This window comes from Rickettsia typhi str. Wilmington (genome assembly GCF_000008045.1).
In the GTDB taxonomy this organism is placed as follows: Bacteria; Pseudomonadota; Alphaproteobacteria; order Rickettsiales; family Rickettsiaceae; genus Rickettsia; species Rickettsia typhi.
In genome coordinates, this window is the sequence record NC_006142.1 from 125,067 (window position 1) to 150,407 (window position 25,341).

Here is a 25,341-nt window from a genome sequence, read left to right on the forward strand (position 1 = left end):
ATGAGGTAAATCGTTTAAAGTGGTATTACGTTTTTAACCACTACAACGATAAATTTAATAAAAGTCAAAATATAGGTATGGAACAATAATGTCAGAAATTGCAATTGTAACAGGTGGTACTAGAGGGATAGGGAAAGCTACTGCTTTAGAATTAAAAAATAGGTATCTTACGGTAATTGCTAATTTTTTCAGTAATTATGATGCTGCTAAAGAAATGGAATCAAAATATGGTATAAGAACCAAATGCTGGAATGTTGCAGATTTTGAAGAATGTAAAAAAGCAGTAAAGGAAATTGAAGAGGAGTTTAAAAAACCAGTAAGTATTCTTGTTAATAATGCAGGTATTACCAAAGATAAAATGCTACATAGAATGAGTAATCAAGATTGGACCGACGTTATTAATGTTAATCTTCATTCTTGCTTTAATATGTCTAGCAGTGTAATGGAACAGATGCGCAACCAAAATTATGGTCGTATAGTAAATATCAGTTCAATTAATGCTCAATCAGGACAGATTGGTCAAACTAATTACTCTGCTGCTAAAGCTGGTATCATTGGTTTTACTAAGGCTCTTGCACGTGAAACTGCTTCTAAAAATATCACAGTTAACTGCATAGCGCCAGGATATATTGCAACAGAAATGGTAAGTGCAATACCTAAAGATATACTTACTAAAATCGTTAATAGTATTCCCAAAAAAAGACTAGGACAACCTGAAGAAATAGCTAGAGCAGTCGCATTTTTAGTTGATGAAAATGCAGGTTTTATAACAGGCGAGACTATTTCAATCAACGGTGGCCATAATATGATTTAAACAATTAATATACATTAGAACATGATGATTTATAGCAAATAGAAGTAAATACCTGAATCTGAAATAATAAAAGGTACAAAGCGGATAGCTACACACAAAAATATCTAATATCTTATGTCCCAATTGATTTTTTAAAACCACTATAAAGTAATACTTTATTAATTAATGAGAATAATAGTTAAAGATTTGTGTAATAAAATAAAAATATTCTTCTGATAAATTCACCATAAAGGAACAAGATTGATTGATCTTATTCTTGACATATATAGATATAGTAATATGGTATGACACAAAAATTTTCAATGAGTATCCGAATTTATTTTTGAAACATATGGTATTAAAAATGAAGATATTGTATCTAAAGTATTAGATACAACAAAGTTTCGTATAAATTTCTTGAAGACTGCTTTAGTACGATCTTCACTAATGTAAATATTGTTAAAAACTTACATCTGAGAAGAAGAGCCCTAAACCTAAAAACATAATTTAATGAACCAGAGCTTTTATTTAATCTAGAGATTCTATTTTTAGAATTTTATACAGATAAATGATATTGTACAGACAATAGTTAATGCAAATTAGCAATAAACGAAAAATGACTAGTATATATCACATCCTTGACCGTATTCCTGCTATTTATAAGCAAGACATGGAAATAGAGTATGAATATTTGGCTATGCAGTTAATTAAATCAGGTAAATTACGTATAGATACTAATGATTGTTGTAATTTTGCAAGATTTACCGATCCTGCACTTAATATAAGCTTAATGGTTAGTAACGAAGAACTAACAAGACCGCATTTAATACCTGAGACTACGAAGCTTTTTCAAAGTTTATACAAAAATTCTGCTTCAGATCAAAAAATAAACTCAATCTTTGATAATTTAAAAAAACAAATACAAAAGCTACAGCCAGTTAAGCAAGAAGTCACTGAAATGTTGGCACGTCTTTTTGTACAATCTGCTCACCCAATCGTAATAAGATGGCTCCTTCTTAATAAGACAGAAGTATTCCTTACATATTCGCATAATATAGGTGATATGATGGATATTGTTAGCTGGCAACGAGTAGGAGGTAATAGCGGTATGCAAAGCACTAACGGCAAGGACATAGCTATTTTTGTCTCATGTGGCGGTAACCCTTTTGCTGAAAACAATAAAGCGCATCCGAGTTATGGTGATGGCTTTGCTGCAGTAGCAAGATTGCAGATTATTGCAGCTCAAGAACTTGGACATTTTGCAGATATAAAAAGAGATGATAAAGGTAGACAACTAACGCGTCATGCAGCTAATTTTTCTTGTACTAAAGCTACCGATAAAGTACGCCTTGCTAGGAAAAGTGATATAATACATTGTAATAATTTGTTTAATAAGCTCCTTAAAGCAGGTATGAAAAAACAACTAGAGTATGAAACAAAACTTAAATTTTATAATACAAATAAAATCAGCGGCTTAAAAGTTAATGCTATAAAATTCATGATTTTGATATATAAATTCCGGCTTTTAAGTTATAGTAGTAAGAATAATCTAATATTTATAAGAAAATTTAAAACTGATAAATATATGGCATTAATGATTGAGACTATGTTTAAAGATATGCAAGCTAATTTGTCACCGAACGCTGAAGTTTATAAAAATAAAAACCCTGAAATTGAAGAAGCTATAGCATGTATTGAAGCACTAGCTAGAGTACCACAACAAACAATAAAATGGGGATATTTAACTACCAAAGAAATAATGCATCACCTTTATAAAATATATTATAATGAGGTTATACCTTCTTTAATTACTAGCTATAATTCTTTCACTGGTGAAAATTATAAACGTGATTTTAAAAAAAACAAAAGTAGCTTCTTTTCTAAAATCAATATCTTTAATAACAAAAAGCTAATATTAAAACCGGTGAGGGAATTATAAGCTATAGTATGTAATTCTTGTATTTTGTATTGATTAGACAATTCTTCCATTGTCCCCTAAAACATAGATAACTTTATGTCATTTCCAGTTATGCAGGTATGGCATAATTATCTTGTACTCAAAATTTAAACATGTGATCTAGTTTTAAACACTAAAAACACTAAAATTATTAGTATTTTTAGATCACTTGACAGAGGCATGATTTACGAACTCAATAATACCTACTCATAGCCTTAATAATATATTAGAAAGTGCATCCTGTAATTCTTTAGCAAACACATCTTCAATCGTTAAAATTATTTGATTCCTTAAGGAAATTTTTAAAATCTTTATTTTCAAATATTTCAATGGATTTGAAAATCTTGTTTGGCATTATAACTATAATATTTCTACTTAATTTATCTAAATAATAAGTAGTGACAGAAAATTTTAGTATTCCTCCGTATTTGTTTTGCTTGCTACTTATTACAAAGTCTTTTAAAGATTTACTTTGAAAATAATTTTCAGAAGTAAAGATCATTGTTATCAAAAATAGTATTAACGAGATAGTAATACCTAAGGTAAATCCTACTAATAGCCCTAGGAATTTATCAATAAAACCGTTTCGCATAAACGAAATTATAGCAAGAAATTTATAAACTATAAAAACACATAAAATTAAAGAAATTATATAAGATATAACACTAGTAATAATGATGCTTATAACCTCATTCGCGGTATATTTCACGATTTGTGCAGAAATATATGGATATAGGAAATATCCTAACATTATAGAAGAAATAATAGTTGAAAAACCGACTATACCTTGATATAAGCCAAAAAATGAGAAAAGAGTAATAATAGCGAAAATAGTAATATCAAAAAATGTAATCATTATTGTTGAATAATTAGATTTATATATTATATACTAATTATTATAATTAAATTTTAATTTATGTGCGATAAAATTTTTCATAACTTATCCGGTAAAACACTCGTTGCAACACCGTATGTAATTACAAAAGGCATTTACCATAAATCCTTAATTTATATGTTATCACACACGGAAGAAGGAGCGATAGGGTTAATATTTAACCGTTTAGTCAATCATGTAGATTTGAAGTCGTTTTTTAAAATAAAAGAGGATAAAATAACAAGCCAGGTTATTGTTCCTATATATCTTGGTGGGCCTATAGAACATGAAAAAGGATTTTTTCTTCATTCTAGAGATTATAATAAAAATTTGTTATTGGATTTCCATAATGATTTAGCAGTAAGCTCTAATCTAGAGATTTCAGAAGATATAGCTTTTGGTCAAGGACCTAAAAATAGCTTGTTTATTGTCGGTTATACAGCGTGGAAACCAGGACAACTTGAAGAAGAATTAGAGAAAAACCTATGGCTAGTTATGGATTGTAATAAAGAATTTATTTTTGCAGATAATCCTGAAAATAAATGGCATAATGCATTAAAACATCTAGGTATTGATGAAATGTATTTCTCATCACAAATAGGCAATGCTTAAATATTATCCATTTTTGGTAATCCTAAATAATAATGCTGCAAGGTTTTTCAAACTATCCTAATTAAGGATACAAAATTAGTCTGTTGTAATTAATACTCATTTGTTTTTGCATAAAATATTTTCGGATGTATAGCAGTTAAATTGCTTTGCTAATTGTTCAATATCTTATACTCTTCGAGTTAAACCTATGAAATTATAATCTATTTTTTCTAAATATTTCTTTAATACCTTACTTGTATAGTGCACAGGATCTAAAGTAATAAAAACTACTTATAATAAAATATTCTCTCTTCAAAATCTTAATAATATCTTCTACTCTTTTAAGTGCTTTATTATCATACAAGGAATACGTAGTACCAAAATAAATCAAACTTAAATGACAAAATTGGTACTATCAAATTTCTTACCTTATTGTTCTATAAGTAAATTTAATTTTAAGCGAATCATCCATATTACTAAGTTTTTGCACCGACCTTAAGCTTAGAAGTAGTTAATGCAGAATAAAATAAATATAAAAATATTATGCACGTGATCATATTATATATACATTTGATTTTTATTATTTTTCATAATCTAGTTATATTAATATTTATTTAAAATACAAACTTATTCTTATAAAAGATCTTTTTCCTTTACTATTAAATCATGATATCTAAAAAGAAGCAAAATGTTATTAACTTATATTTATATGAGTAATAGATTTATAATAAAGGGAAAATTTACTCATAACTAATTTTCTTAAAGATTGTAGAATATTAGCAAGTAATTGGTAAAACTGATACTGCTCAAAGAATTGTACAACACTCAACTATTGAGATAGTTTTTATATAAGAACGTTAAAGATTCAACGCATAAAATTTCTTATTTTGATGCAGCTAATTCATCATCTAAATCTATTATTAATAAATTTTCCTCGTAGAAAATGCTTAGTATGACTCTAACTATTAACAACTAACACTAACTCTTGCATTATTAAAGCCAATTTATCAAATTTATAATTTACTAAATTATTGATATATATAGGCTACTAGCATAGTAACAATAATAATTGTCACTAATAAAACGTAGTAGTTTAGTGACGAATAAAAAGGTTAAAAATAAAAGGTTTTGTTATTAAAGTTAAATATCATGTCTATTCTAATAATGTAGAACGTATATATTTTTAATTAGTATTAATGAACTTAAAATTGAGACAAAACATAAAATAATTAAAGTTTAAAATATGTTTTTCATAAAACAGATCAATTAAAACTGTATATATTCAAGATTATGCTAACTATATTTCTTAGAAAAGATTTAAAAATTAATCAAAAAACACTGGGTAAGAAAATCAATTAGAGCACATTCTAAATTGCATTGCAGATTTATCCAAAATCCATTTTATAAATTTTTTATACTTAATTCTGAAAATAATTTACAATTTATTTAATAGCATTTAAGCTAAGCATGAAATAACAATTTAAGTATACAATAGTGCCAAAATAATCATTTTTAACAAATTAAATGATACTATTAAACAATTTTATGAAACTAAATCACTTTAGAAACATTACAATTTCTAAAGTTATTAAAGCAACATCTTAAAATCTTGATACTTACTTATAAATCTATTAATAATAGATATTACAAAAAGTTATACAAAGCTAAATTAGCAAAAATTTATTATCAGCAAGTATAAAACTCCAAATAAAATGGCTTAACAAAACTATCTAAAGAATCAATAGAATTGTAAAAATGCTGCTCACATTGTTTCTTAGGATGCCAAATATATTTGAGAAATTATATAAAAGTTTTAGAATATTTAAACTGCTACTTATACCTTATGTGAAAGAAGCTTTTAAAAGCAGATTTTAAAAGAAAATAAAGCACAAGGGAGACTCAACCTTATTGAATATAATCTTTGCCTCAAGAGTTAACATCAATGCTTTTTTAAGCATGCATGTAGTAAACTTAAATTTATATAAAAATTTTGTAGAAAAACTAGAAACTTACGTATAATAAGACAAATCGGTCATAATGATTAAGACTTTAAAACATCTTTAGTTAAGTTTAATTATTAAAATCTTAATTCTTGATTAAACCATATTTAATAATAATTAAGATTTTATCAATATGATATATTTGGTACTCTCATTCTTAAGAGGATTCAAATAAGAAAATTTAATATATCTGAATACTATTTTTATAGACAAGTAGGAATGTGGTGCTAGTATAAAAATAGCTATATTAAACGATGAATTAGATTATGACAAATAATCAATTTTCTGAAGAAACAAAAAAAATTGCTGATCAAATAAAAGATTCATTAATGGGTATTAGTGACAATTTAATACTTGAGAGCAAAGAGGTAGAGGAAATTTTTGAAGAATTAAGCAAAAATGAAGAATTTGATTATGAGATAGAGCGAATACTTGCAATCTTAAATGAGCAAACTATGGATTTAACACAACTGCAAAGCAGAATTATCTTATTAATCCGTAAGTATTTAGATAAAACTAAAAACTTAAAGTTTAAAATGGATGAGAAGCTCATTAACAAGAATGTGGCTGAAGTGAGTAATTATTTAATGCATCAACATTCTAAAATAGTGAGAGATGCTAATAAAAACCTTGTAAAACCAAAAGACAAATTGCAAAGTTTAACCAAACAAGCTCGAATGGACTTAAAGCGTTTAATAAAGAGCTTTGCCGTTTATCAAGTTTATATGTTCATGAATCCCAAAAGAATCGCAGGCGAAACAAAGCTAATGAATTTCGCATATAACATGATAAAAGGCGGGATGAAACTTGCTAAAAAATATGAGGGCGGCAAAGAAAAAGATATTAAATCATATTCACCTAGACTTATTAAAAAACTTGAAAAAGCTCATGCAGGCTTTAAAAAAAATAACAGTATCTCAATTTAATTATTGTTATCAAGAGACTATACTAAGCTCAGATCAATATTACTATAATGTATAAAGCTTTCAACTTAAATTTTTATGTAAACTTAAAAACTAAGAAATTGTGCATATATTAAATGTAGTACTCAAGAAAAACATCAAGTGCAACCTGTAAAAATTAACATATAGTACTCACCACTTTTTACTGTAACAGTATAAATGATACTATATTGTTATATAGCAATAGTATATATATAAGTATAAATTAGAAAAGTTTTTTTAACATAACCGTTAGTAAATTAAAATCATTGTTTCCAATAATACATGCAAGAGTTTCTGTTCCTTATAAAGAAAAAAGATATACAAAGTATAATTTAGAATATTAATTGAAATACGGAACGTAGCTTATAAATAATAAGAGGTTATCTTCATTTAGAATAACAATGCTAATTTGCGAAAATACTATTATTTTATATATAAATAGCTAAATATTAAAAAGCTCTAAATTTAATAACAAGATGTGGTTTTATTTTATTATACTACTTAAGTAATTTATTATTTACGCAGATGAAGCTTGCTGTAGATCATATTTTATAGTAAAATATACAAGCATTTTAACTCCTAGTATTAGTAAATTTCTGATCGAGCTTTAAAAAAGATTGAACAAAAACTATGCTAAGAAAACTCTTATGATAAATGATTTGTAAGAGTGATTCATACTTTGAAATAATTATCATTATAGATTGACTTGTTGTAAAAATGCCACGTTCTGAACCATTCATTTCAGTAATTGCATATTTAAGAAGGCTTGAGTATGAGTATGTTCTCGGATAACTTATGGAAGTAATACAAATGAAAAGTGGGTATACTCGGTATAGTTTTGCTCTTAAGGTTATTAAACGTGTTTTATCAAATACTTTATTGCCTATATTAACTTTGTTTCATCAACTGTTCAAACACAAAAACAAAATTTCTTCCAATAAATTTCTGCTTGCTAGCTTAATATTGCAAGATCTAAATGAGAAAAAGGTAGATTTGATAGAAAAATATCATTCTTAATACGAGATTGGTTTTAGAAAAACTATTTATCAAAATTTATAAAGAATTTAAGAATCTAGGCTTTTGATATATTATGATGATATTAACAAAATCTTATATTTATGTTTTATTCTAATGCATTCAACGCGAAACAATAGTAATATCAAAAATATTTCACAGAATATGAGACTGATGATTTACGTGTACACAGTGTTATGGATAATCAAAGATTTTTTGTAGCAGACAAATCTGCGCCAGTATAATGGTAACACCAAAAGGGCTACATGTAATAAAGGTTAGATGCTTTGGTTTTATCAAGGGTTTGAATAATAATGAGGCATAAACTTTTGGAGTATACAGCTAGAAAGATTTTAAAAAATTGTGTTTATATTTTTTAAAAGAATAAATAACAACTTTATAGTAAAAAAATAAATCCTTAGATGATTTTACAACTTTTTTCTGAGAGTACAATCTTATTAAAATAAATAAAATTATGATGACAGGTATTTTTGCCTTAATCTTTTAGCAGAATTGCATTCTAAATATACAAAATCAACAATTATCAAATTTATAAATTACTAAGATGCAACATAAAAATTTTGAGTACATAATATCAATTATTGAATATTGTAAAGCTTATTCAGTATACTCTACAAATTTATGTAAAAGAGTTTATCATTACATTACTTCTTTTCCACGCTATATAAGTATAATCAAAATGTAAAATGATAAATTGAAGAAAATCACTAAGAACTATGGCAGCGTTTTACTGCAGGATGCTGATTGTTAAGAAATTATCTCATTTTTGAATTTGAATTAGACTCAACCCAAAAACTTGTTAAATGTTATTTGAAATGAACAAAGAAGTCTTTTTCTCTAATTCTGAGAGCATTTGATGTTTATTATTATCACACTCCTGAAATACATGACTCTAAAATTTAAGTGTTACAAAAATTTTATAGATATTCAGATTACAGTACTTTACAATTTGCCATTGTGCATAGTACATTGTATCAATTGCATGACACAAGAATGTGTAAATCAAGTTCAAAAGAACAAATATATCAAGACACAGTAAAAGGTGTAGAACTACTATTGCAATTTCTATACGGTATAAATGCAACATATCAATAATTTTACTATTATTCTTTCATAAAATGAAAAATATATTTCTACATTCTTTAAATCTTGAGAATTATCGTAATTTTAAAAATCTTGAACTAAAAATAGATAATATACCTATAATTTTAACAGGTGAAAATGGTAGCGGTAAAACTAATATTTTAGAAGCTATATCGCTGTTCTATCCAGGTAGAGGCCTGAGGTCATCAAAACTTACTGATATATGTAAAACTTCAGAAGATTATTGTAGAGTTAAAGCTCTATTGCAAAGCAAGCTAGGGATTGCAGACTTTAGTACGCATATTAAGCGTAATTCAAATAGGCGCATAACCGAATATAACGCAAGTAAAATAGCTAATAACGAGTTAAGTAAATTTACTAGTATGGTATGGCTCACTCCACAAATGGAAGGAATCTTTACAAGCAGCAGTACTGATAGAAGAAAATTTCTTGATAGAATAGTTTATAACTTTGATACAAAACATGCAGAACTATTAAATAAATATGAATATTACATGCATGAGAGAAATAAAATTTTAGCAGAAGATATAAGGGATAATAATTGGCTTAAAATTATTGAAGAAAATATGGCTAATATTTCTAACATTATTGCTAATAATCGTTTAAAAACCATAAGATTTATGCAGCAAGCAATAGATGAGATTGAAAATGAATTCCCAAAAGCAGACTTATCAATTGATGGCATTATTGAACAAAAAATATTAAATGTGGAAGAAGATATTGTTAGCTTTATTATTACAGAACTTTATCAAACAAGAAGTAAAGATAAACTACTTGGTCGCACTAGTTTTGGAATTCATAAAAGTGATTTTTTAGTAAAGCATCAGAAGAAAAATATCTTAGCAAAATTCTGTTCTACTGGTGAACAAAAAGCGATATTAATCGCAATAATCCTTGCTGAAATGAATTCCACTATTAAGCTAACTAAAATAACGCCAATTTTACTTTTAGATGAGATTTTTGTGCATCTAGATGATAAAAGACGTCAATATTTAATGGATTTTTTTACTGCTTTAAACATACAGCTATGGGTCACTGCTACTAATCTAGATGGAATAGAAAATTTTGCAAATAAAGCACAATTAATTAAGTTATAAAATATTGCTAAAAACACTATCGCCACGGCAAGTTGCTGGAATGAGCTTTAAAATAATTTAAAATTTTGTAAATCAGAATTTTGTATTAGATTACTTCGTAAATTACTTATATCATTTCCTAGTATCCACGCAACAATACTTACTCAAGCAGGATATAAGTCGTGCAATAATAACATATATAAAAAAATATTGCTTAATTCTTTAAAAATATTTAAAATTATTCTTTTTTTTAAGAAAAATTTATGATAAAAAAAGCTAATAAAATATCCTATGATGAAGTACCTTATCCTCCATTTACTTTCAGTTATACCTATCCACCATATTTAAGAACTATCGGTAAGCTATTTGGGCTAAACCCTCCACTTCTTGAAACTGCTAAAGTACTTGATATAGGTTGCGGAATTGGTGTGAATCTACTTAATTTTGCTGAAACATATCCTAAATCACAATCTCTTGGCGTTGATTTATCAAAAACACAAATAGAACTTGGCAAAAAAACTATCAGTGATGCAAAAATAAACAATGTCGAACTAAAAGCATTATCTATATTAGACCTTGATGAGTCATACGGGAAGTTTGATTATATAGTTTGCCACGGAGTATATTCATGGGTATCTCAAGAAGTACAAGACAAAATACTTGAAGTATTGAATAAACTGCTAAATCCAAACGGTATAGCTTTTGTAAGTTATAATACACTCCCAGGCTGGAATATGCAGAACACAATACGTGAAATGATGATGTTCCATTCAGAATCATTTAATACTAGCCATGATAAATTACAGCAAGCTAGATTACTTTTAAAGTTTATCAATGACTCATTAGGCAATTCGACAACTCCTTATGCTAATTTCTTAAGAGATGAAGCAAAATTAATATCTACATATGATGATTCATACGTATTACATGAATATTTAGGCGAAATTAATACAGGTACATATTTCCATCAATTCATAGAGAAAGCTCAAAAAAACCACCTAAATTATTTAGGTGATACATCTATTGCTGCAATGTTTATCGGTAATTTACCTACTAAGGCAGCATCAAAGCTACAAGCCATCAATGATATTGTGTGCACTGAACAATATATGGATTTTATTACTAATAGAAAATTCCGCTCAACATTGCTCTGTCATCAAAATATACCGATAAACAGAAAAATTGAATTTGACAATTTAAAAGATTTTTACACTACGTTTAATATTAGGCCAATAAGCCCTGAAAACAAAATTGATTTAAATAACGAACAGGAAAATATTAGCTTCTATTATGAAAATTTACCTGAGCCTTTTATTTCAACCACTTCAGCGATAATGAAAGCTATTTTATATGTATATGCTGAAAATATTAGCAATCCTATAAGATTAGAACAAGTAGCAAAAGAAGCCTTTAAAAAGCTTGGTAAATATCGGTTACAAGACTTTTTAGCGACATTAGAACAGCATTTTATTACATTGATTTTTCAAGGTTATCTTAAAATATTCGAAACCAAACCCCATGCTATCGCTACTATTACAGAAAAACCTAAAACAAGTCAATTTGCAAGATACCAAGCAAAACACGCACATTTTAATAATGTAACTAACATGTTTAGTATTACTAATAGACTTAATGATATGATAGGTATACCAATACATGAAAAATATATTTTAGAAATGTTAGATGGCACACATAATATTGATGATATTAAGAAAAGCATTATTGAGAAAATTAATTCAAAACTTTTAACTGCTTGTGACAATAAAGGACAGGTAGTAACTGATCCAAAATTATTAAAAGAATTTGTTGATTATGTAGTTGCCGTATCTCTTGAGAAATTTCGTATAAACTATCTGTTAGTTGGATAAGTTAATATTACTTTGTAGACAGTATGAGATTAGAAACTGTATATATAAATCTACATAGCAATCTCATGAAATAATAACAAGATCTTGAGATTGCTTAATCAATTTACTATTGTAAAATAAAGATGATTTTGTAAACTTAAAGTAAAATGAAGAATCTGTGGACGAATGTCAATTTTTAAGCAAGTGAGCAGTGCACAAGGCAAAGAATAAATTATGTAAGCTCTAACTACAGTTTTTGAAATTTACCGAGTATATTTATGCAACTAATTTTTCACGCAGTACCTCAACTAACTTATTAATTGCTTCGGTTGGATCAATGTTTTCAAGGATCGCAAGCTCACCTGCAAGTCTATTTAAAGCTGATTCATAGAGTGTTCTTTCACTGTAAGAACGATCATTATCAACATTTTTATGTAAGTCACGTAATACTTCAGCTATAGCTACAATATTACCTGAGTTAATTTTACCTTCATATTCTTGCGCTCTTCTACTCCACATTCTATTTCCTTGTTTTGGTTTACCTTGAAGAGTTGAATATATTACATCTAAATCTTTTCTGCTTGCAACAGCTCTGAGACCAACAACTGCAGCTCTACTAACAGGCACTTTTAATGTCATTTTATCTTGCGAAAAGGAAATTACATATACTTTAATTTCATTACCTGCAATAGTATGATATTCTATATTTGTTATTTCACCAACTCCATGTGCAGGATAGACAATTCTTTGCCCTATTTTAAACTCGGATTTTTGTTCCGTTTTATGTTCGGATTGTGTTATATTTGCCATTATTAATTCCTCCGTGGTGCTTTTAATACCTAAGAAAGTTAGGATATTATTTTCTATAGCATAACATATTTTGTTTCTATTATAAAGTATATATTTTTATTGAAATAAAATTGATACACTCTTATTGTAGAATGGTTAATAGTCAAAAGGAATAAATATGAAAAATATTTTTATTGTGCTAATATTTTTATTTTTGAGTAGTTGTGCAGAAGTAAAAGCACAAGATAAGCAACATGAAGAACAACAAATAATAGAGCAAGAGCCTTTACAAAATAATGAAACTCCTCAAGAAGCTAATCAGGAATCTATCAATTCTGCAAACACAGCTAAATCAGTATTGCATAATCATGATAATAATCAGACTGAATCAGTACTAACACAGGATTTACATGAACAAAAAAAAACTGCAATAACTACTAAAGTAACTTTTAAAATTGATAATAATGATATGGTTCTTGGTAATAAGAAATCAAATGTTATAGTAGTCGAGTATTTTTCTCCTACATGTCCACATTGTGCTTATTATCATCAAACAATTTTTCCAGCACTTAAGAAAAAATATATAGATACTAATAAAATTGCATATGTAGTTCGTGAATTTATTGCTACAAAACAAGATTTAGATGCTGCAATTCTAGCTCGATGCAAGGGTGATATAAATAGTTTTATACAGTTTCATAATATTATATTACAGCAACAAGATAAATGGGCATATAGCAATAAATATAGAGAATTATTAACTGATATAGGACAACTTGGAGGTATTTCTCCGGAAGAATATAAACAATGTTTAAATAGTGATAAAATTACTGAAACGCTAATTGCTAATACTAATTTAGTAGCAAAAGCACCAAAATTTATAGGCACTCCTTCTTTCTTTGTGAACGGAGTACAAACCGAAAATTATAGTATAGATAATATTTCTAGAGCAGTTGATAGAGCTTTAGAGGATGAGACAAAAAGCAAATGAATGTCTAATAATAACTTCATACCGCGATTTGATTGCGGTATAACAATGTACTTAAATAATGAATACAGAAAAACTAAAAGATATCAAAGAAAGAATTAAAGACTTTAAAAGTTATAAAATTTCTAATTCTAAGATGCGGCAAGAAATTAGCCCATTCAGTATCGCTTTAGATTTAGTTTCAGGTACAATGGTAGGACTCGTAATTGGAATATTAGCTGATAAGTTCTTTCATTCTAAACCTTTATTTCTTATTATATTTACAATAATAGGAATGATTGCTGGATTTAACATGATAAGACGAAAGTAAGAAAATGACAAATAGCCCTTTAATACAATTTAATATCAAAAAATTGATAGATATTAAAATGTTTGGTTTGGATGTAAGTTTTACTAATTCGAGTATCTATATGTTACTTGCTAGTACCTTAGCTTTAACTTATTTTTACTTAGCGTTTTATAATCGAAAATTAATACCTTCTCGATTACAAGTTAGTGCTGAAATAGTTTATAATTTTGTAGTGGATATGTTAAATCAAAATATAGGAATTAAAGGACGTAAATTTATTCCGTTAGTTTTTAGTTTATTTATTTTTATTTTATTCTGTAATTTGCTTGGGATGACACCTTATAGTTTTACTGCTACTAGTCATATTATAGTTACTTTTACCTTAGCATTGCTAATATTTCTAACGGTCACTATAGTTGGTTTCATAAAACATGGTATGAGTTTTTTAACTCTTTTTTTACCACAAGGTACTCCTGTATGGTTAGCACCATTAATGATAGTAATTGAACTATTTACATATTTGGCAAAACCAGTTAGTTTATCATTGCGACTTGCTGCAAATATGATGGCTGGACATGTTTTGTTAAAAGTTATAGCAGGTTTTACTGTTTCATTAATGATTTACTTGAAATTTTTGCCAATACCTCTTATAGTGATACTAATTGGGTTTGAAATTTTTGTTGCAATACTTCAAGCTTATATTTTTACTATTTTATCTTGTATGTATCTTAATGATGCTATTAATTTACACTAATTGTTATTTAGCTTAATTAAAAGTTAGGTTTGTATGGATATTGTTTCTTTAAAATTTATTGGTATAGGATTTATGGCTATAGGAATGTATGGTGCCGCTTTAGGTGTTAGTAATATATTTAGCTCGCTACTTAGTGCAATAGCACGAAACCCTTCAGCTGCAGAAAACTTACAAAGAATGGCTTTGATAGGCGCAGGGCTTGCTGAAGCAATGGGACTTTTTGCTTTTGTAATTGCGATGTTACTTATTTTTTCTTAAAATTTAAATAAGATGCCTCAATTTGATATTACTACCTATTATTCACAAATTTTTTGGCTTATTATTACTTTCGGCTTATTGTATATCTTTGTTTGTAAATTTATAGCTCCAAACGCTGAAGAAATTTTTAATAATAGACAGACAAATATTCAAGATAATATTATGCAAGCTGCTATGCTAACAGAAGAAATAGAAAAGCTAGACAAATATTATAGTGACGCAGTTGAGAAAATGAATACCGAAATAGATAAGTTAAAAAAAGAAAAAATAGAATCTATAGAATTAGAATTTTTAATTAAAAAAAAGAATCTAGTACAAGATTTAACAAAATCTATTAATCAAAATATTGAAGATGTAAATTTAGTTGCTAAACAATTTAGAACTAATAAAAGTGAAGCAATGATAAAACTTGCTGTTAATATTATTGAAAAAATCTCTGGGACTAAAGCAGATATGAATTTACTACAAAAAAATATAAAATAAAACAATGAATTTCCTAGATGAAAGCTTCTTGCTTGCCGTTAGTTTTGTAATTTTTATCTATTTAATTTATAGACCTGCAAAAAAAGCTATTTTAAATTCTTTAGATACTAAGATTATAGAAATTCAAGAAAAAGTTCTAAAAGCTAAAAAGTTAAAAGAAGATGCTGCTTTGCTCTTTGAACAAACCAAAGTACAAATACAAAAATTAGAAGCTTTGCGCTCTCAAATGATAGAAGAAAGTGATAAAGCTACACAAAAAATCATTCAGGATAAAACTAAAGCAATGGAAGAATTTTTAGAACAAAAAAAAGCTGATGCTATACAGTTAATTCAAAATCAAAAATTAATTGCAAGTAAAGATCTACAAGATGAATTTTGTGATGAGGTGATAACACTGGTTTCAAAATATTTCAGATCAGTTCAGCTTTCAGAAAGAAGTATTGCTAAAAATTTAATGGATAAATCAGATTTTGCACATAATGCTAGTCACGCTACACATCTACATTAACTGATAGATTGCAGTTACATTAAGATTGCAATTAATACATATCAGTAATATCTAGAAATAAATGCAATATTTTGTTTGTGAATGCATAATAGGTTGAAGTTAGTTCTTTTACACAAGAGAAGTGTTTTGCTAATGCTCACTAGGAAAATTTTTCAAAACATTAATATTTTTATATTTTATTTGCTAAAACTCCTTTATTGTGCTAAATAGGCTTTTTACTATCTATTTTCTAAAAGATTGAGCAATATAATAAATTGATGAACTTGATATAATTCAGATATCTTTTTAAAATTTTTTTATTTTATCAATTTGCAAAGGATTACTTAATTTACAATAAACTGTTCTGAAGGAAAGTTGTAATATATAATATAAAGAATCACTTTAAGTTATAGATAAAAACAATTTTAAGGTTTTTCGTACTATTTACTAAAAGTTTGATACATCTATGTTATTAATAGATTTAGTGATATCGTGATAATTACTTTAATATATTGATTATTGATTGATAAATCTTCAAATAGATTTGGTGCTATTAAATTTACCTTTCGAAATTTATCAATTTAAATATTATTATTGGATGATCATTTTACAAGTATTGATATAATCATTTTATCCTTTAAACCGCTATTACTTCATATCAGCTATACGATACTGCTAATAAATTACTAATATCGCATTCTTCAAATATTTAAGGATTCTAATATTTCTTTTTTGCTAAAGGCACTAAATTTCTATTAGTAATTAGAACATATATCTTAGTATATTTTCCTACTCTCAAACATAAATATGATTATTTATTCTAATACTTCATTTATTGTAGCACTAATTTAAATTAATCCCTCTTTTAAGTCATCTCTTTATTAATATTAGAGAATAGTGCACAATAATAATTGTTATTTTAAACATTATATTACTCAATTATTGTTTAACTAAACTCTTGCTTGTGCATCTATCTATTTAACTGACTTTAATAGTAATGACTAATACACTTTGTATTTGTTATATCTACAAATAATTTTACTTCTGACAGAATGATAATGACATTTAAGTTGCAATTGATCTTAAGCAAATATTATATTTCTGACTTATATATTGAGTATGATCGTTTTTTTAATGCTGATAAAGCTTTAAAAACTCTATAATGTTATTTCTATGATAACTCTTTCTATATCAGAATGCACAATTTTTTGTATTACTACCAAAATATAAAATCTAGCACTGTATCATTGCTTTTTCCAATCTAGCTTTATATTCTATAGGCTTAAACGTTTCGTAATCAAAACTATCTAGCATAGAATCAAGTAAATGATAGCTTTGTACAACAATTATGTTTAGTGCTGGTAATTTTACAATACTAATATGATTGGTTGAAAATTTTTATAAAATCCGGTGTAGATAAATAACTTTTTATATTAGAGTGCTTAGATAGAATTTTTAACTAAGAATATTTTGTTCAAAGATATCCTTGAACAACCTTATCTTTTTGTTTTTTTGGGACAATAACAATCTCTATGAGAATAATATAAACTAAACTCTGCAATCCATAAACTTAATAACAAGTAAATTATAATTGTTTATTCCAGAATATTTAATCATTTCCGTAATATGTTACTTCTTGCTTGCGCGACTATTGCTAGCTTTCAGTCAGTATTAAATATGCACAGTAGTAAGCATATCAATATATAAACTTATTGATATCAGTTATGTATTTATCACTTCTTTATGATCATTAAGAACTATAAATTAAAGAACAATATTCAATCTTTGAATATTTTTGTTGATCTTAGTCCTATCTTTTGTTACCTATTTTCAATAGGTCTCTTTAAGAGACATACAAACTTTACAAAATTTTTTAAGCTTAAGATTTATTGATTTTAAATGCAAATTTAATCATTTCTGCTACTTTTTTTGCTTCATTTAAAGGTTTGTAATTATATTCCTCTAGAATTGTTATAGACTCATTAAAAATTCTTGCTATTTTCTTCTCTACTAATTGTTCTATAAAAATTTTATGTTTTAAGGAATTAAAGTTTGGTGGACAGAATATATAAAGAGGTTTGCCGCTTGAGGCTGCTTCACTGCACATTGAGATTGAGTCAGCGGTAGATATTATATATTTTGCATTAGAAAGCATAGCGATATATGGATTATTATAGTCTGTATCTTTGCTTGGGTCATAAATCATTGTAGAAGAATGAGTATTATTTTTAATAATTGATTTTACGATTTGTGGTGTACGCCTGCTAAAGCTAATGAAAAAAGGTATTGCTTGATTACTATATATTTTATTTAATAATGAAGACAATAAAATAGCTGCATCTTCATTAAAATTGAATCTTTTATTATTACCACCGATTATTACGGCAATAAATTGTTTAAGATTAGGATAATGTTTTTGTAGTTCTAGACTTGCATCAGAAAATTGAGCAGTTATGTTGTTGAGAGCCCCGTTGATTGGGATAATTTTCACCATCTGTGGTATATCATGTTTATGCAAAGAGTAATCTGGTATTTTGTAGTGACTTTTTATATTTTTACTTAGTCTCGTTGCAGGTCTACAGTATATCAAGTGATGATAATCATGATAAGGAAGAATAATAGCATCAAATATATTGTAAGGAAGATTAGGCTGCATGATTTGTACTAACTTAATGCTTTCAAATTTCTTTTTTAAATAAAATGCTAAAACTGCTGTTCTCCTTCCAGCAGTAATTATCATATCAGGTGGTAATTTATCTACAATATCTTTTAATAATTCACATTTTATATGAATAGGATAGTATTGTAGTAAAAAATTTGGTAGTTTAGCTAAGAAATTATATTTAAGTGTGATGATTGTATATTTTCCCGTTAATTGTGCAGCAAGTGCAATAGCTTGATGTGTGTTGCCTGTTCTATCATCTGTAATAACCCATATGTTCATTATAAATATTTCTCTAACGGTAATGTTAATAAGTTTGTAAGAGGTAGTGATTTATCGCAAGCATTTGCTATTTGTGGTATAATTGGGATTTTGGCGATTAGTGGAATATTATATTTTTTGGATAAATGTCCACAGCGATCGCTTTCAAGCATATAGATCATATTCTCAATTATACCGAGTATAGGTAATCCTAATTTTCGATATAAATCTATAGAACGTATCACATCTATTTCTGATATTTTTTGTGGTGTTGTTACAACTATTACTCCATCTAAATGATAGTTTTCTAGCATACTTAAATGAATATCACCTGTTCCTGGCGGCATATCGATAATTAAATAATCTAAATTATTCCATCTTGTGTTAGATAATAATTGATAAATTATCTTACTTGCCATAGGACCACGATAAATAATTGCCGAGTGTGCTTTAACAAAAAAGCCTATAGAAATAATTTGGATATTTTGTGCAAGTATCGGTATTATTCGTCCTTCAACAGTTTTTGGTATTTCATTAATCCCAAATATATGTGGAATTGATGGACCATAAATATCTGCATCTACTATTCCGACTTGATAATTTTCTAGACTTAACTGCTGAGCAATAAGCGCAGATATTGTAGATTTTCCAACTCCACCTTTGCCTGATGCTACTAAGATAATTTTTTTTACATTTTCTACAAAATGTTTTGGTTTTTGAGCTTTTTTATCTATAGTTTTCTTTTGTGTAAAAACAATTGTGATGTTATTTACATCCTTAATATTGTTAAGTTCATTAATCGCCTTAAGTCTGATTTCTTCAGCTTCTAATTTATTTTTACCTGATATATCGATTGAGAAACCGATATTATTACCTTTAATTATAATATCTGATATCACTTCATTTAAAAAAGTGCCGTCTTTAAAAGTAATATTCTGAATTTTATCTATAATCTGTTGTTGATGTAAATTCGCCATAATTAAATTTCCTTTTTAAAGCTCTTTAAGCTGGTAACTTGACGTTATATACTATATATATATATAATCACTTAATCTTTAAAATAACATAAAAAAGCAAATGCTTAGTAAAAAATATATCTCAATTTTTAAAAAGTCACCATGGAAAGATTTTGATTCTGAGAAAGAAGACAACATATTTACAAGACCGCGGAAAAATCAATTTACTTTTGATAAATTGCAATTTCCATTTAATTTCAATACAAAAACAATAATTTTAGCTGTTACTGCTATTGTTATTTTATGGCTTGCTTCTGGTATTTATGAAATAAAAGAAGGTGAAGAAGCAGCAGTAATAAGATTTGGACGTTTTGTGCGTAAGGGTTATCCCGGGCTTAATTATCATTTTCCGTCTCCTTTTGAGAATATAATAGTGGAGAAAGTTAAACAATCACGCCGGATTGAGATTGGTTATCGTACAAATAGCTCTTTGCGTAGCGGTGGTGATAAAAATATTATTGGGGAAAGTATAATGCTTACTGGTGATGAAAATATTGTTTCTTTAAATTGTGATGTAATGTGGCATATTAGTAATCTTGAAGATTTTATTTTCAACGTACAAAGACCTGAAGAAACAGTAAAAGCAACAGTAGAAAGTTCTGTTAGGGAAGTAATAGGTAATACTCCTATTTCTTGGGTATTATCTGATCAAAAGCAGGAGATTACTTATAAAATAGAGAAGTTAGCACAAAAGATACTTGATAGTTATAATGCTGGTGTGATGATTGAGAAAGTACAGCTATTAAAAGCTGAACCGCCTTCCGAAGTAATAGATGCTTATAGAGATGTACAAACTTCAAAAGCAGATAAAGAAAAAGAAATTAATCAAGCTCAAGCATATAATAATAAGATTTTGCCAGAAGCGAGAGGCACTGCTGCAAAGATTATACAAGAAGCAGAAGGTTATAGAGAAGAAGTGATATCAAAAGCAGAAGGTGATAGTCAAAGGTTTAATGCTATTTATAAACAATATGCTACAGGTAGGCAAGTGACTAGAGATAGGTTATATTTAGAAGTAGTAGAAGAGATATTAGGTGGTTCAAATAAGACAATTATCAATAATGCACTGCTTCCACACATGCTTATTAATCGATGAACTTTAAAATTGGGTATATCGTGCTAAAGTACTACCAGTGTTCACCTCATTTAAGATACGATCTCGTCTCATTTGATCATTACTCTTTTTGAAGTTGATCTTCTCAAAAGACTTTTTAAGTATGATATTATAAAATAATAAGGAATATTAAATGCAACAAAAGATATATCATGTAATTTTTACAATTGTTTTTGGGTTGATGCTGATTGCTAGCTCCTTATTTTCAGTTGATCAACGTCAATCTGCGGTGGTATTTCAGTTTGGTGAAGCAATTAGAACTATCGAGAATCCAGGGCTAAATATTAAAATCCCGTTTATTCAAAATGTAGAATTTTTTGATAAACGTCTTTTAGATGTTGAAGTTGAGGCAAAGGAATTAACAGCTGCTGACGGTAAGCGAGTTATTGTTAATGCCTATGCTAAATTTCAAATTAATAATCCTGTAATGTTTTATAAGACTGTACATGATTATCAAGGTGTAAAAATTAGGTTGACGCGTAATCTTGAATCATCTATGCGTAAGGTAATAGGTAAGATATCCCTAAGTAGTCTTCTAAGTCAAGAACGTAGTAATGTCATGTTAAATATTTTAAATCAGGTGAATGGTGAAGCTAAAAGTTTTGGTATTGATGTTGTGGATGTGAGAATTTTAAGAGCAGACTTGCCAAAAGAAAATAGTGCGGCTATTTATCGTCGTATGCAGACTGCACGTGAGAAAGAAGCAACACAAATTAGGGCGGAAGGACAAGAAGAAAGTGTGCGTATTCGTTCAAAAGCAGATAAAGAAAGCAAAATAATACTTGCTAAAGCTTATCGAGATGCACAAATTATCAAAGGTGATGGTGATGAGAAGGCAGCAAAAATATATAATGCTGCTTATTCAGTTGATCCAGAATTTTATAAATTTTATAGATCACTTTTAGTATATAAAAATGCTTTAAAGAAAGAGGATACTAATTTTGTAATTTCCCCTGAGGCTGAAGTTTTTAAATATTTAAATTTAGCTAAGTAGTATTTATTGGAGTATATGGTAAATCTAAAAATATTTTTTATTGTAATAGTTTTAATGTTCAATAACATTATTCTAGCAAAAGAAAATAGCAATGCTTTAAAAGTAGTAGATCAAGAAGTAGTAGAGCAAGAAGAGAATGAATTTACTTCAATAAATTCTGTTCCTTTGAAAGTAAGTGAAGCAGCGCGTTATAGCTTTGCTGATATAGTGGAGCCGTTAATACCTGCAGTCGTTAATATTTCAACAATAGAATATGTTAATGATAAGTCCGAAAATGCTGAGAAAGATCTTTTGCAAGAAAACAAGCATTTAGGTTTCATGAGTGATATTTTAGAAAAATTTAATATACCGCTGAATTTAGAAGAGGTTGCAAAAATTCCTAAAAGTATTCCACTCGGTTCAGGATTTATTATTACACCTAATGGTTTAATAGTGACAAACTATCATGTAATTGCTAATGTGGAGAAAATTAATATCAAACTTGCAGATAATACAGAATTTTTAGCTAAATTAATAGGCAGTGATGCTAAAACTGATTTAGCTCTCTTAAAAATAGATAGTGAAGAACCACTACCTTTTGTTGAGTTTGGAGATTCAAATGATGCAAGAGTAGGTGACTGGGTTATTGCAATCGGTAATCCTTTCGGTAATTTAGGTGGTACAGTGACAAGCGGTATTATATCCTCTAAAGGGCGTGATATTGATGTTGATACGAACAATATAGTCGATAATTTTATTCAAACTGATGCTGCAATTAATAATGGTAATTCCGGTGGCCCTATGTTTAATCTTGATCAAAAAGTCATTGGCGTAAATACAGCAATTTTTTCACCACTTGGTACTAATATAGGTATCGGCTTTGCTATTCCTTCAAATACTGCAAAGCAGATAATAGAACGTCTTAAAAAAGATGGAAAAGTAAGTAGAGGTCGGCTTGGAGTAACAATACAAGATTTAACTGAAGAAATTTCTGAAGTGCTAGGGTTTAAAGGTACTAATGGTGTTTTAGTATCTAAAGTACAAGAAAATGGTCCAGGTTATAAAGCAGGTATTAAAAAAGGTGATATAATAATAAAGTTTGGAGATAGGCTAGTTAAAAATACTAAAAAGTTACGTGTAATTATAGCAGATACGCCTATTAACCAAGAAGTAAAATTAAAAATATTACGTGATGCAAAAGAGCTTGAATTACCAATTAAGGTTACTGCAGATAATGCAGAAGTTATTAATGATTCTACAGAAGAGATTAATAAAGAAGTAATAATAAATAAACAAGAAAATAATCTATCTATTACTAAAAATAATATTACTTTTAGTAATTTAACTGAAGAATTAAGGGAAAAATATGATATTCCTCAGGATAAAATAGGAGTAGTTATAATTAATATTGATGAAGAAGAAAGTGAATTTAAGCTCGGTGATTTAATCACCAATATTAATCATGATAGAATCGATGATATAAGGCAGTTAGAAGCATTATATGATGATGCTAAAAAATTAGAAAAACAAAATATTTTGCTCTTAATTGAAAGGGGTAATACAAGTGTGTTCGTTCCGTTATCGGTTTCATGATTAAATTCCATACTTGGCTTACTTGTAGTCTCTTGTGTTGCATATTGTGTTTTAGATTACATGCTTAAGCTGAGCAGTAACAATTTTAAATTAAAGTTATGAATGAAAGAATAGCAATTTTAAGTGCATATAGTTTTGTTAATATAATAGAACCAGCGAATTTAATACCCAAATTTTTACTTATCGGTAAAAAAAAATACATTAGAGGTACTATTTTGCTAGCTAATGAAGGTTTTAATTGTTCTTTTTCAGGCTCATATGAAAATGTAAATCTTGTACTTAAACAATTGATAGAGTTAACAGGTAGTAAAGATGTGAATGTTAAAATAAATTATAGTTCTGTTCATCCTTTTCAGAAGTTGAAAGTAAGACTTAAGAAAGAGATCATAGCGATGAATGTTAAAGATTTAAATATTGAGGTATTTAAAGGTGACTACATAGAACCAAAAGATTGGGATGAATTTATTACCAAACAAAATGTTATCGTAATAGATACTCGTAATGAGTATGAAATAGATATAGGTACCTTTAAATCAGCAATTAATCCGCGCACTGAAACGTTCAAACAATTTCCTGCTTGGGTTCAGCAAAATCAAGCACTACTTCAAGGCAAGAAGATCGCTATGTTTTGTACAGGAGGTATTAGATGTGAAAAATCCACAAGTTTGCTTAAAAGTATAGGTTATAATGAGGTATATCATTTAAAAGGTGGAATATTGCAATATTTAGAAGATACGCACAACAAGAATAATTTATGGCAAGGTAAGTGTTTTGTATTTGATGATAGGAGAGCAATCATGGATGATTTATCGCCTGCAGAAGGATATTGGCTGCATAGATAGATAGTAATATCACGTAACTTGTCTGTGTGTACCTAAGAAATATAAATGCAGTAATTTTTTAAAACTAAGAGTTTCTTATAGTTGATGCTATGGTTAATTCACTATAGTATTAAGTTTTTATTATTTTTATATTAAATAGTTATGACTAAAATAAAACAAGAAATTTATAATAAGCGTCCTACTTCGCCACATTTAACTATATATAAGCCGCAAATCAGTTCTACACTATCAATTTTGCATCGTATGACTGGCGTAGCTTTATTTTTTGTGGTATCAATTTTGGTGTGGTGGTTAATTCTAAGTAAATATGATAATAATTATTTACAGCTTGCTCGTTGCTGTATTATAAAAATATGCCTAGTAGCATTTAGTTATGCTTGGTGTTATCATTTGTGTAATGGAATTCGTCATTTATTTTGGGATATTGGTTACGGTTTTTCTATAAGAGCAGTAAATATCACAGGTTGGTGTGTGGTAGTATGTTCTATATTATTAACTATGTTATTATGGGTATGAAACGTTTATTTTGAGTGTAAAGTGAGATAAAACGAATTTTTAATTTTTAAATATAGTATGTTTATATTTGAGCTTGCTCTGAAAATGGAATAGCA

At 27.7% G+C, this 25,341-nt stretch carries 20 protein-coding genes and 2 pseudogenes; 17 read left to right on the top strand and 5 right to left on the bottom strand.

The genetic code is table 11. The features are described 5' to 3' along the window. Nucleotides 1-88: 88 nt before the first annotated feature. A complete protein-coding gene (locus tag RT_RS00485) occupies nucleotides 89-814 on the top strand; it encodes an SDR family oxidoreductase (protein WP_011190568.1) in 726 nt (241 codons plus the stop codon). 595 nt (nucleotides 815-1,409) lie between these two features. After that, nucleotides 1,410-2,732, top strand: coding sequence for a DUF2748 family protein (locus RT_RS00490; RefSeq protein WP_011190569.1), 1,323 nt, complete (start codon nucleotides 1,410-1,412; stop codon nucleotides 2,730-2,732). A 225-nt stretch (nucleotides 2,733-2,957) separates the two neighbouring features. Here the strand turns inward: RT_RS00490 and RT_RS00495 are convergent. Next, nucleotides 2,958-3,606, bottom strand: a pseudogene (locus RT_RS00495) (CvpA family protein). Between the two features lie 60 nt (nucleotides 3,607-3,666). On the opposite strand from RT_RS00495, the gene RT_RS00500 reads away from it, so the two are divergent. After that, nucleotides 3,667-4,236, top strand: coding sequence for a YqgE/AlgH family protein (locus RT_RS00500; RefSeq protein ID WP_011190571.1), 570 nt, complete (start codon nucleotides 3,667-3,669; stop codon nucleotides 4,234-4,236). Between the two features lie 47 nt (nucleotides 4,237-4,283). Here the strand turns inward: RT_RS00500 and RT_RS04360 are convergent. Then, a pseudogene (locus tag RT_RS04360) lies at nucleotides 4,284-4,806 on the bottom strand (SCO family protein). A 1,675-nt stretch (nucleotides 4,807-6,481) separates the two neighbouring features. On the opposite strand from RT_RS04360, the gene RT_RS00505 reads away from it, so the two are divergent. The 3 genes from RT_RS00505 (at nucleotide 6,482) to RT_RS00520 (ending at nucleotide 12,242) form a co-directional block, all read left to right on the top strand. After that, nucleotides 6,482-7,141 (top strand): DUF5394 family protein, encoded by a 660-nt coding sequence (locus RT_RS00505; protein WP_011190572.1) that lies wholly within the window; start codon nucleotides 6,482-6,484, stop codon nucleotides 7,139-7,141. Nucleotides 7,142-9,312: 2,171 nt separating this feature from the next. Then, entirely contained in the window at nucleotides 9,313-10,395 is a 1,083-nt protein-coding gene (recF, locus tag RT_RS00515) for a DNA replication/repair protein RecF (RefSeq protein ID WP_011190573.1), read from the top strand. Between the two features lie 242 nt (nucleotides 10,396-10,637). Further along, a complete protein-coding gene (locus RT_RS00520) occupies nucleotides 10,638-12,242 on the top strand; it encodes a class I SAM-dependent methyltransferase (RefSeq protein WP_011190574.1) in 1,605 nt (534 codons plus the stop codon). Nucleotides 12,243-12,497: 255 nt separating this feature from the next. Here the strand turns inward: RT_RS00520 and RT_RS00525 are convergent, their stop codons facing one another. Next, nucleotides 12,498-13,031: a CarD family transcriptional regulator gene (locus RT_RS00525; protein WP_011190575.1), complete on the bottom strand. Its 534-nt coding sequence runs from the start codon at nucleotides 13,029-13,031 to the stop codon at nucleotides 12,498-12,500. Nucleotides 13,032-13,188: 157 nt separating this feature from the next. Here RT_RS00525 and RT_RS00530 point away from each other — a divergent pair, with 157 nt between their 5' ends. The 6 genes from RT_RS00530 to RT_RS00555 are packed head-to-tail and all read left to right on the top strand — an operon-like array spanning nucleotide 13,189 to nucleotide 16,290. Next, a complete protein-coding gene (locus tag RT_RS00530) occupies nucleotides 13,189-14,001 on the top strand; it encodes a DsbA family protein (RefSeq protein ID WP_011190576.1) in 813 nt (270 codons plus the stop codon). 58 nt (nucleotides 14,002-14,059) lie between these two features. Next, nucleotides 14,060-14,308 carry an AtpZ/AtpI family protein gene (locus RT_RS00535; protein WP_011190577.1) on the top strand — a complete coding sequence of 83 codons (249 nt, stop codon included), beginning with the start codon at nucleotides 14,060-14,062 and terminating at the stop codon, nucleotides 14,306-14,308. Nucleotides 14,309-14,312: 4 nt separating this feature from the next. Beyond that, nucleotides 14,313-15,041 (top strand): F0F1 ATP synthase subunit A, encoded by a 729-nt coding sequence (locus RT_RS00540; RefSeq protein ID WP_011190578.1) that lies wholly within the window; start codon nucleotides 14,313-14,315, stop codon nucleotides 15,039-15,041. 33 nt (nucleotides 15,042-15,074) lie between these two features. Then, a complete protein-coding gene (locus RT_RS00545; protein ID WP_011190579.1) occupies nucleotides 15,075-15,299 on the top strand; it encodes a F0F1 ATP synthase subunit C in 225 nt (74 codons plus the stop codon). 12 nt (nucleotides 15,300-15,311) lie between these two features. Continuing rightward, on the top strand, nucleotides 15,312-15,782 hold the full coding sequence (locus tag RT_RS00550) for a F0F1 ATP synthase subunit B' (protein ID WP_011190580.1): 471 nt from the start codon (nucleotides 15,312-15,314) through the stop codon (nucleotides 15,780-15,782). A gap of 4 nt (nucleotides 15,783-15,786) precedes the next feature. Further along, nucleotides 15,787-16,290, top strand: coding sequence for a F0F1 ATP synthase subunit B (locus RT_RS00555; RefSeq protein ID WP_011190581.1), 504 nt, complete (start codon nucleotides 15,787-15,789; stop codon nucleotides 16,288-16,290). A 1,858-nt stretch (nucleotides 16,291-18,148) separates the two neighbouring features. Here the strand turns inward: RT_RS00555 and RT_RS00560 are convergent. Continuing rightward, nucleotides 18,149-19,213: a mitochondrial fission ELM1 family protein gene (locus tag RT_RS00560; protein ID WP_011190582.1), complete on the bottom strand. Its 1,065-nt coding sequence runs from the start codon at nucleotides 19,211-19,213 to the stop codon at nucleotides 18,149-18,151. After that, nucleotides 19,213-20,169: an Mrp/NBP35 family ATP-binding protein gene (locus RT_RS00565; RefSeq protein ID WP_011190583.1), complete on the bottom strand. Its 957-nt coding sequence runs from the start codon at nucleotides 20,167-20,169 to the stop codon at nucleotides 19,213-19,215. The genes RT_RS00560 and RT_RS00565 overlap by 1 nt, the downstream gene beginning before the upstream one ends. Nucleotides 20,170-20,269: 100 nt before the next feature. On the opposite strand from RT_RS00565, the gene hflK reads away from it, so the two are divergent. The 5 genes from hflK to sdhC all read left to right on the top strand — a co-directional run bounded on the left by hflK (nucleotide 20,270) and on the right by sdhC (nucleotide 25,246). Then, nucleotides 20,270-21,304 (top strand): FtsH protease activity modulator HflK, encoded by a 1,035-nt coding sequence (gene hflK, locus RT_RS00570; protein ID WP_011190584.1) that lies wholly within the window; start codon nucleotides 20,270-20,272, stop codon nucleotides 21,302-21,304. A gap of 151 nt (nucleotides 21,305-21,455) precedes the next feature. Beyond that, complete coding sequence (hflC, locus tag RT_RS00575; protein WP_011190585.1) at nucleotides 21,456-22,316, top strand: protease modulator HflC; 861 nt, start codon at nucleotides 21,456-21,458, stop codon at nucleotides 22,314-22,316. A gap of 15 nt (nucleotides 22,317-22,331) precedes the next feature. After that, nucleotides 22,332-23,888, top strand: coding sequence for a Do family serine endopeptidase (locus RT_RS00580; RefSeq protein WP_011190586.1), 1,557 nt, complete (start codon nucleotides 22,332-22,334; stop codon nucleotides 23,886-23,888). A gap of 98 nt (nucleotides 23,889-23,986) precedes the next feature. Beyond that, entirely contained in the window at nucleotides 23,987-24,730 is a 744-nt protein-coding gene (locus RT_RS00585; protein WP_011190587.1) for a rhodanese domain-containing protein, read from the top strand. 141 nt (nucleotides 24,731-24,871) lie between these two features. Further along, the gene (gene sdhC, locus RT_RS00590; RefSeq protein WP_011190588.1) at nucleotides 24,872-25,246 is read left to right on the top strand and encodes a succinate dehydrogenase, cytochrome b556 subunit; all 375 of its coding nucleotides are present in this window, start codon (nucleotides 24,872-24,874) and stop codon (nucleotides 25,244-25,246) included. The last annotated feature ends 95 nt before the right edge of the window (nucleotides 25,247-25,341 follow it).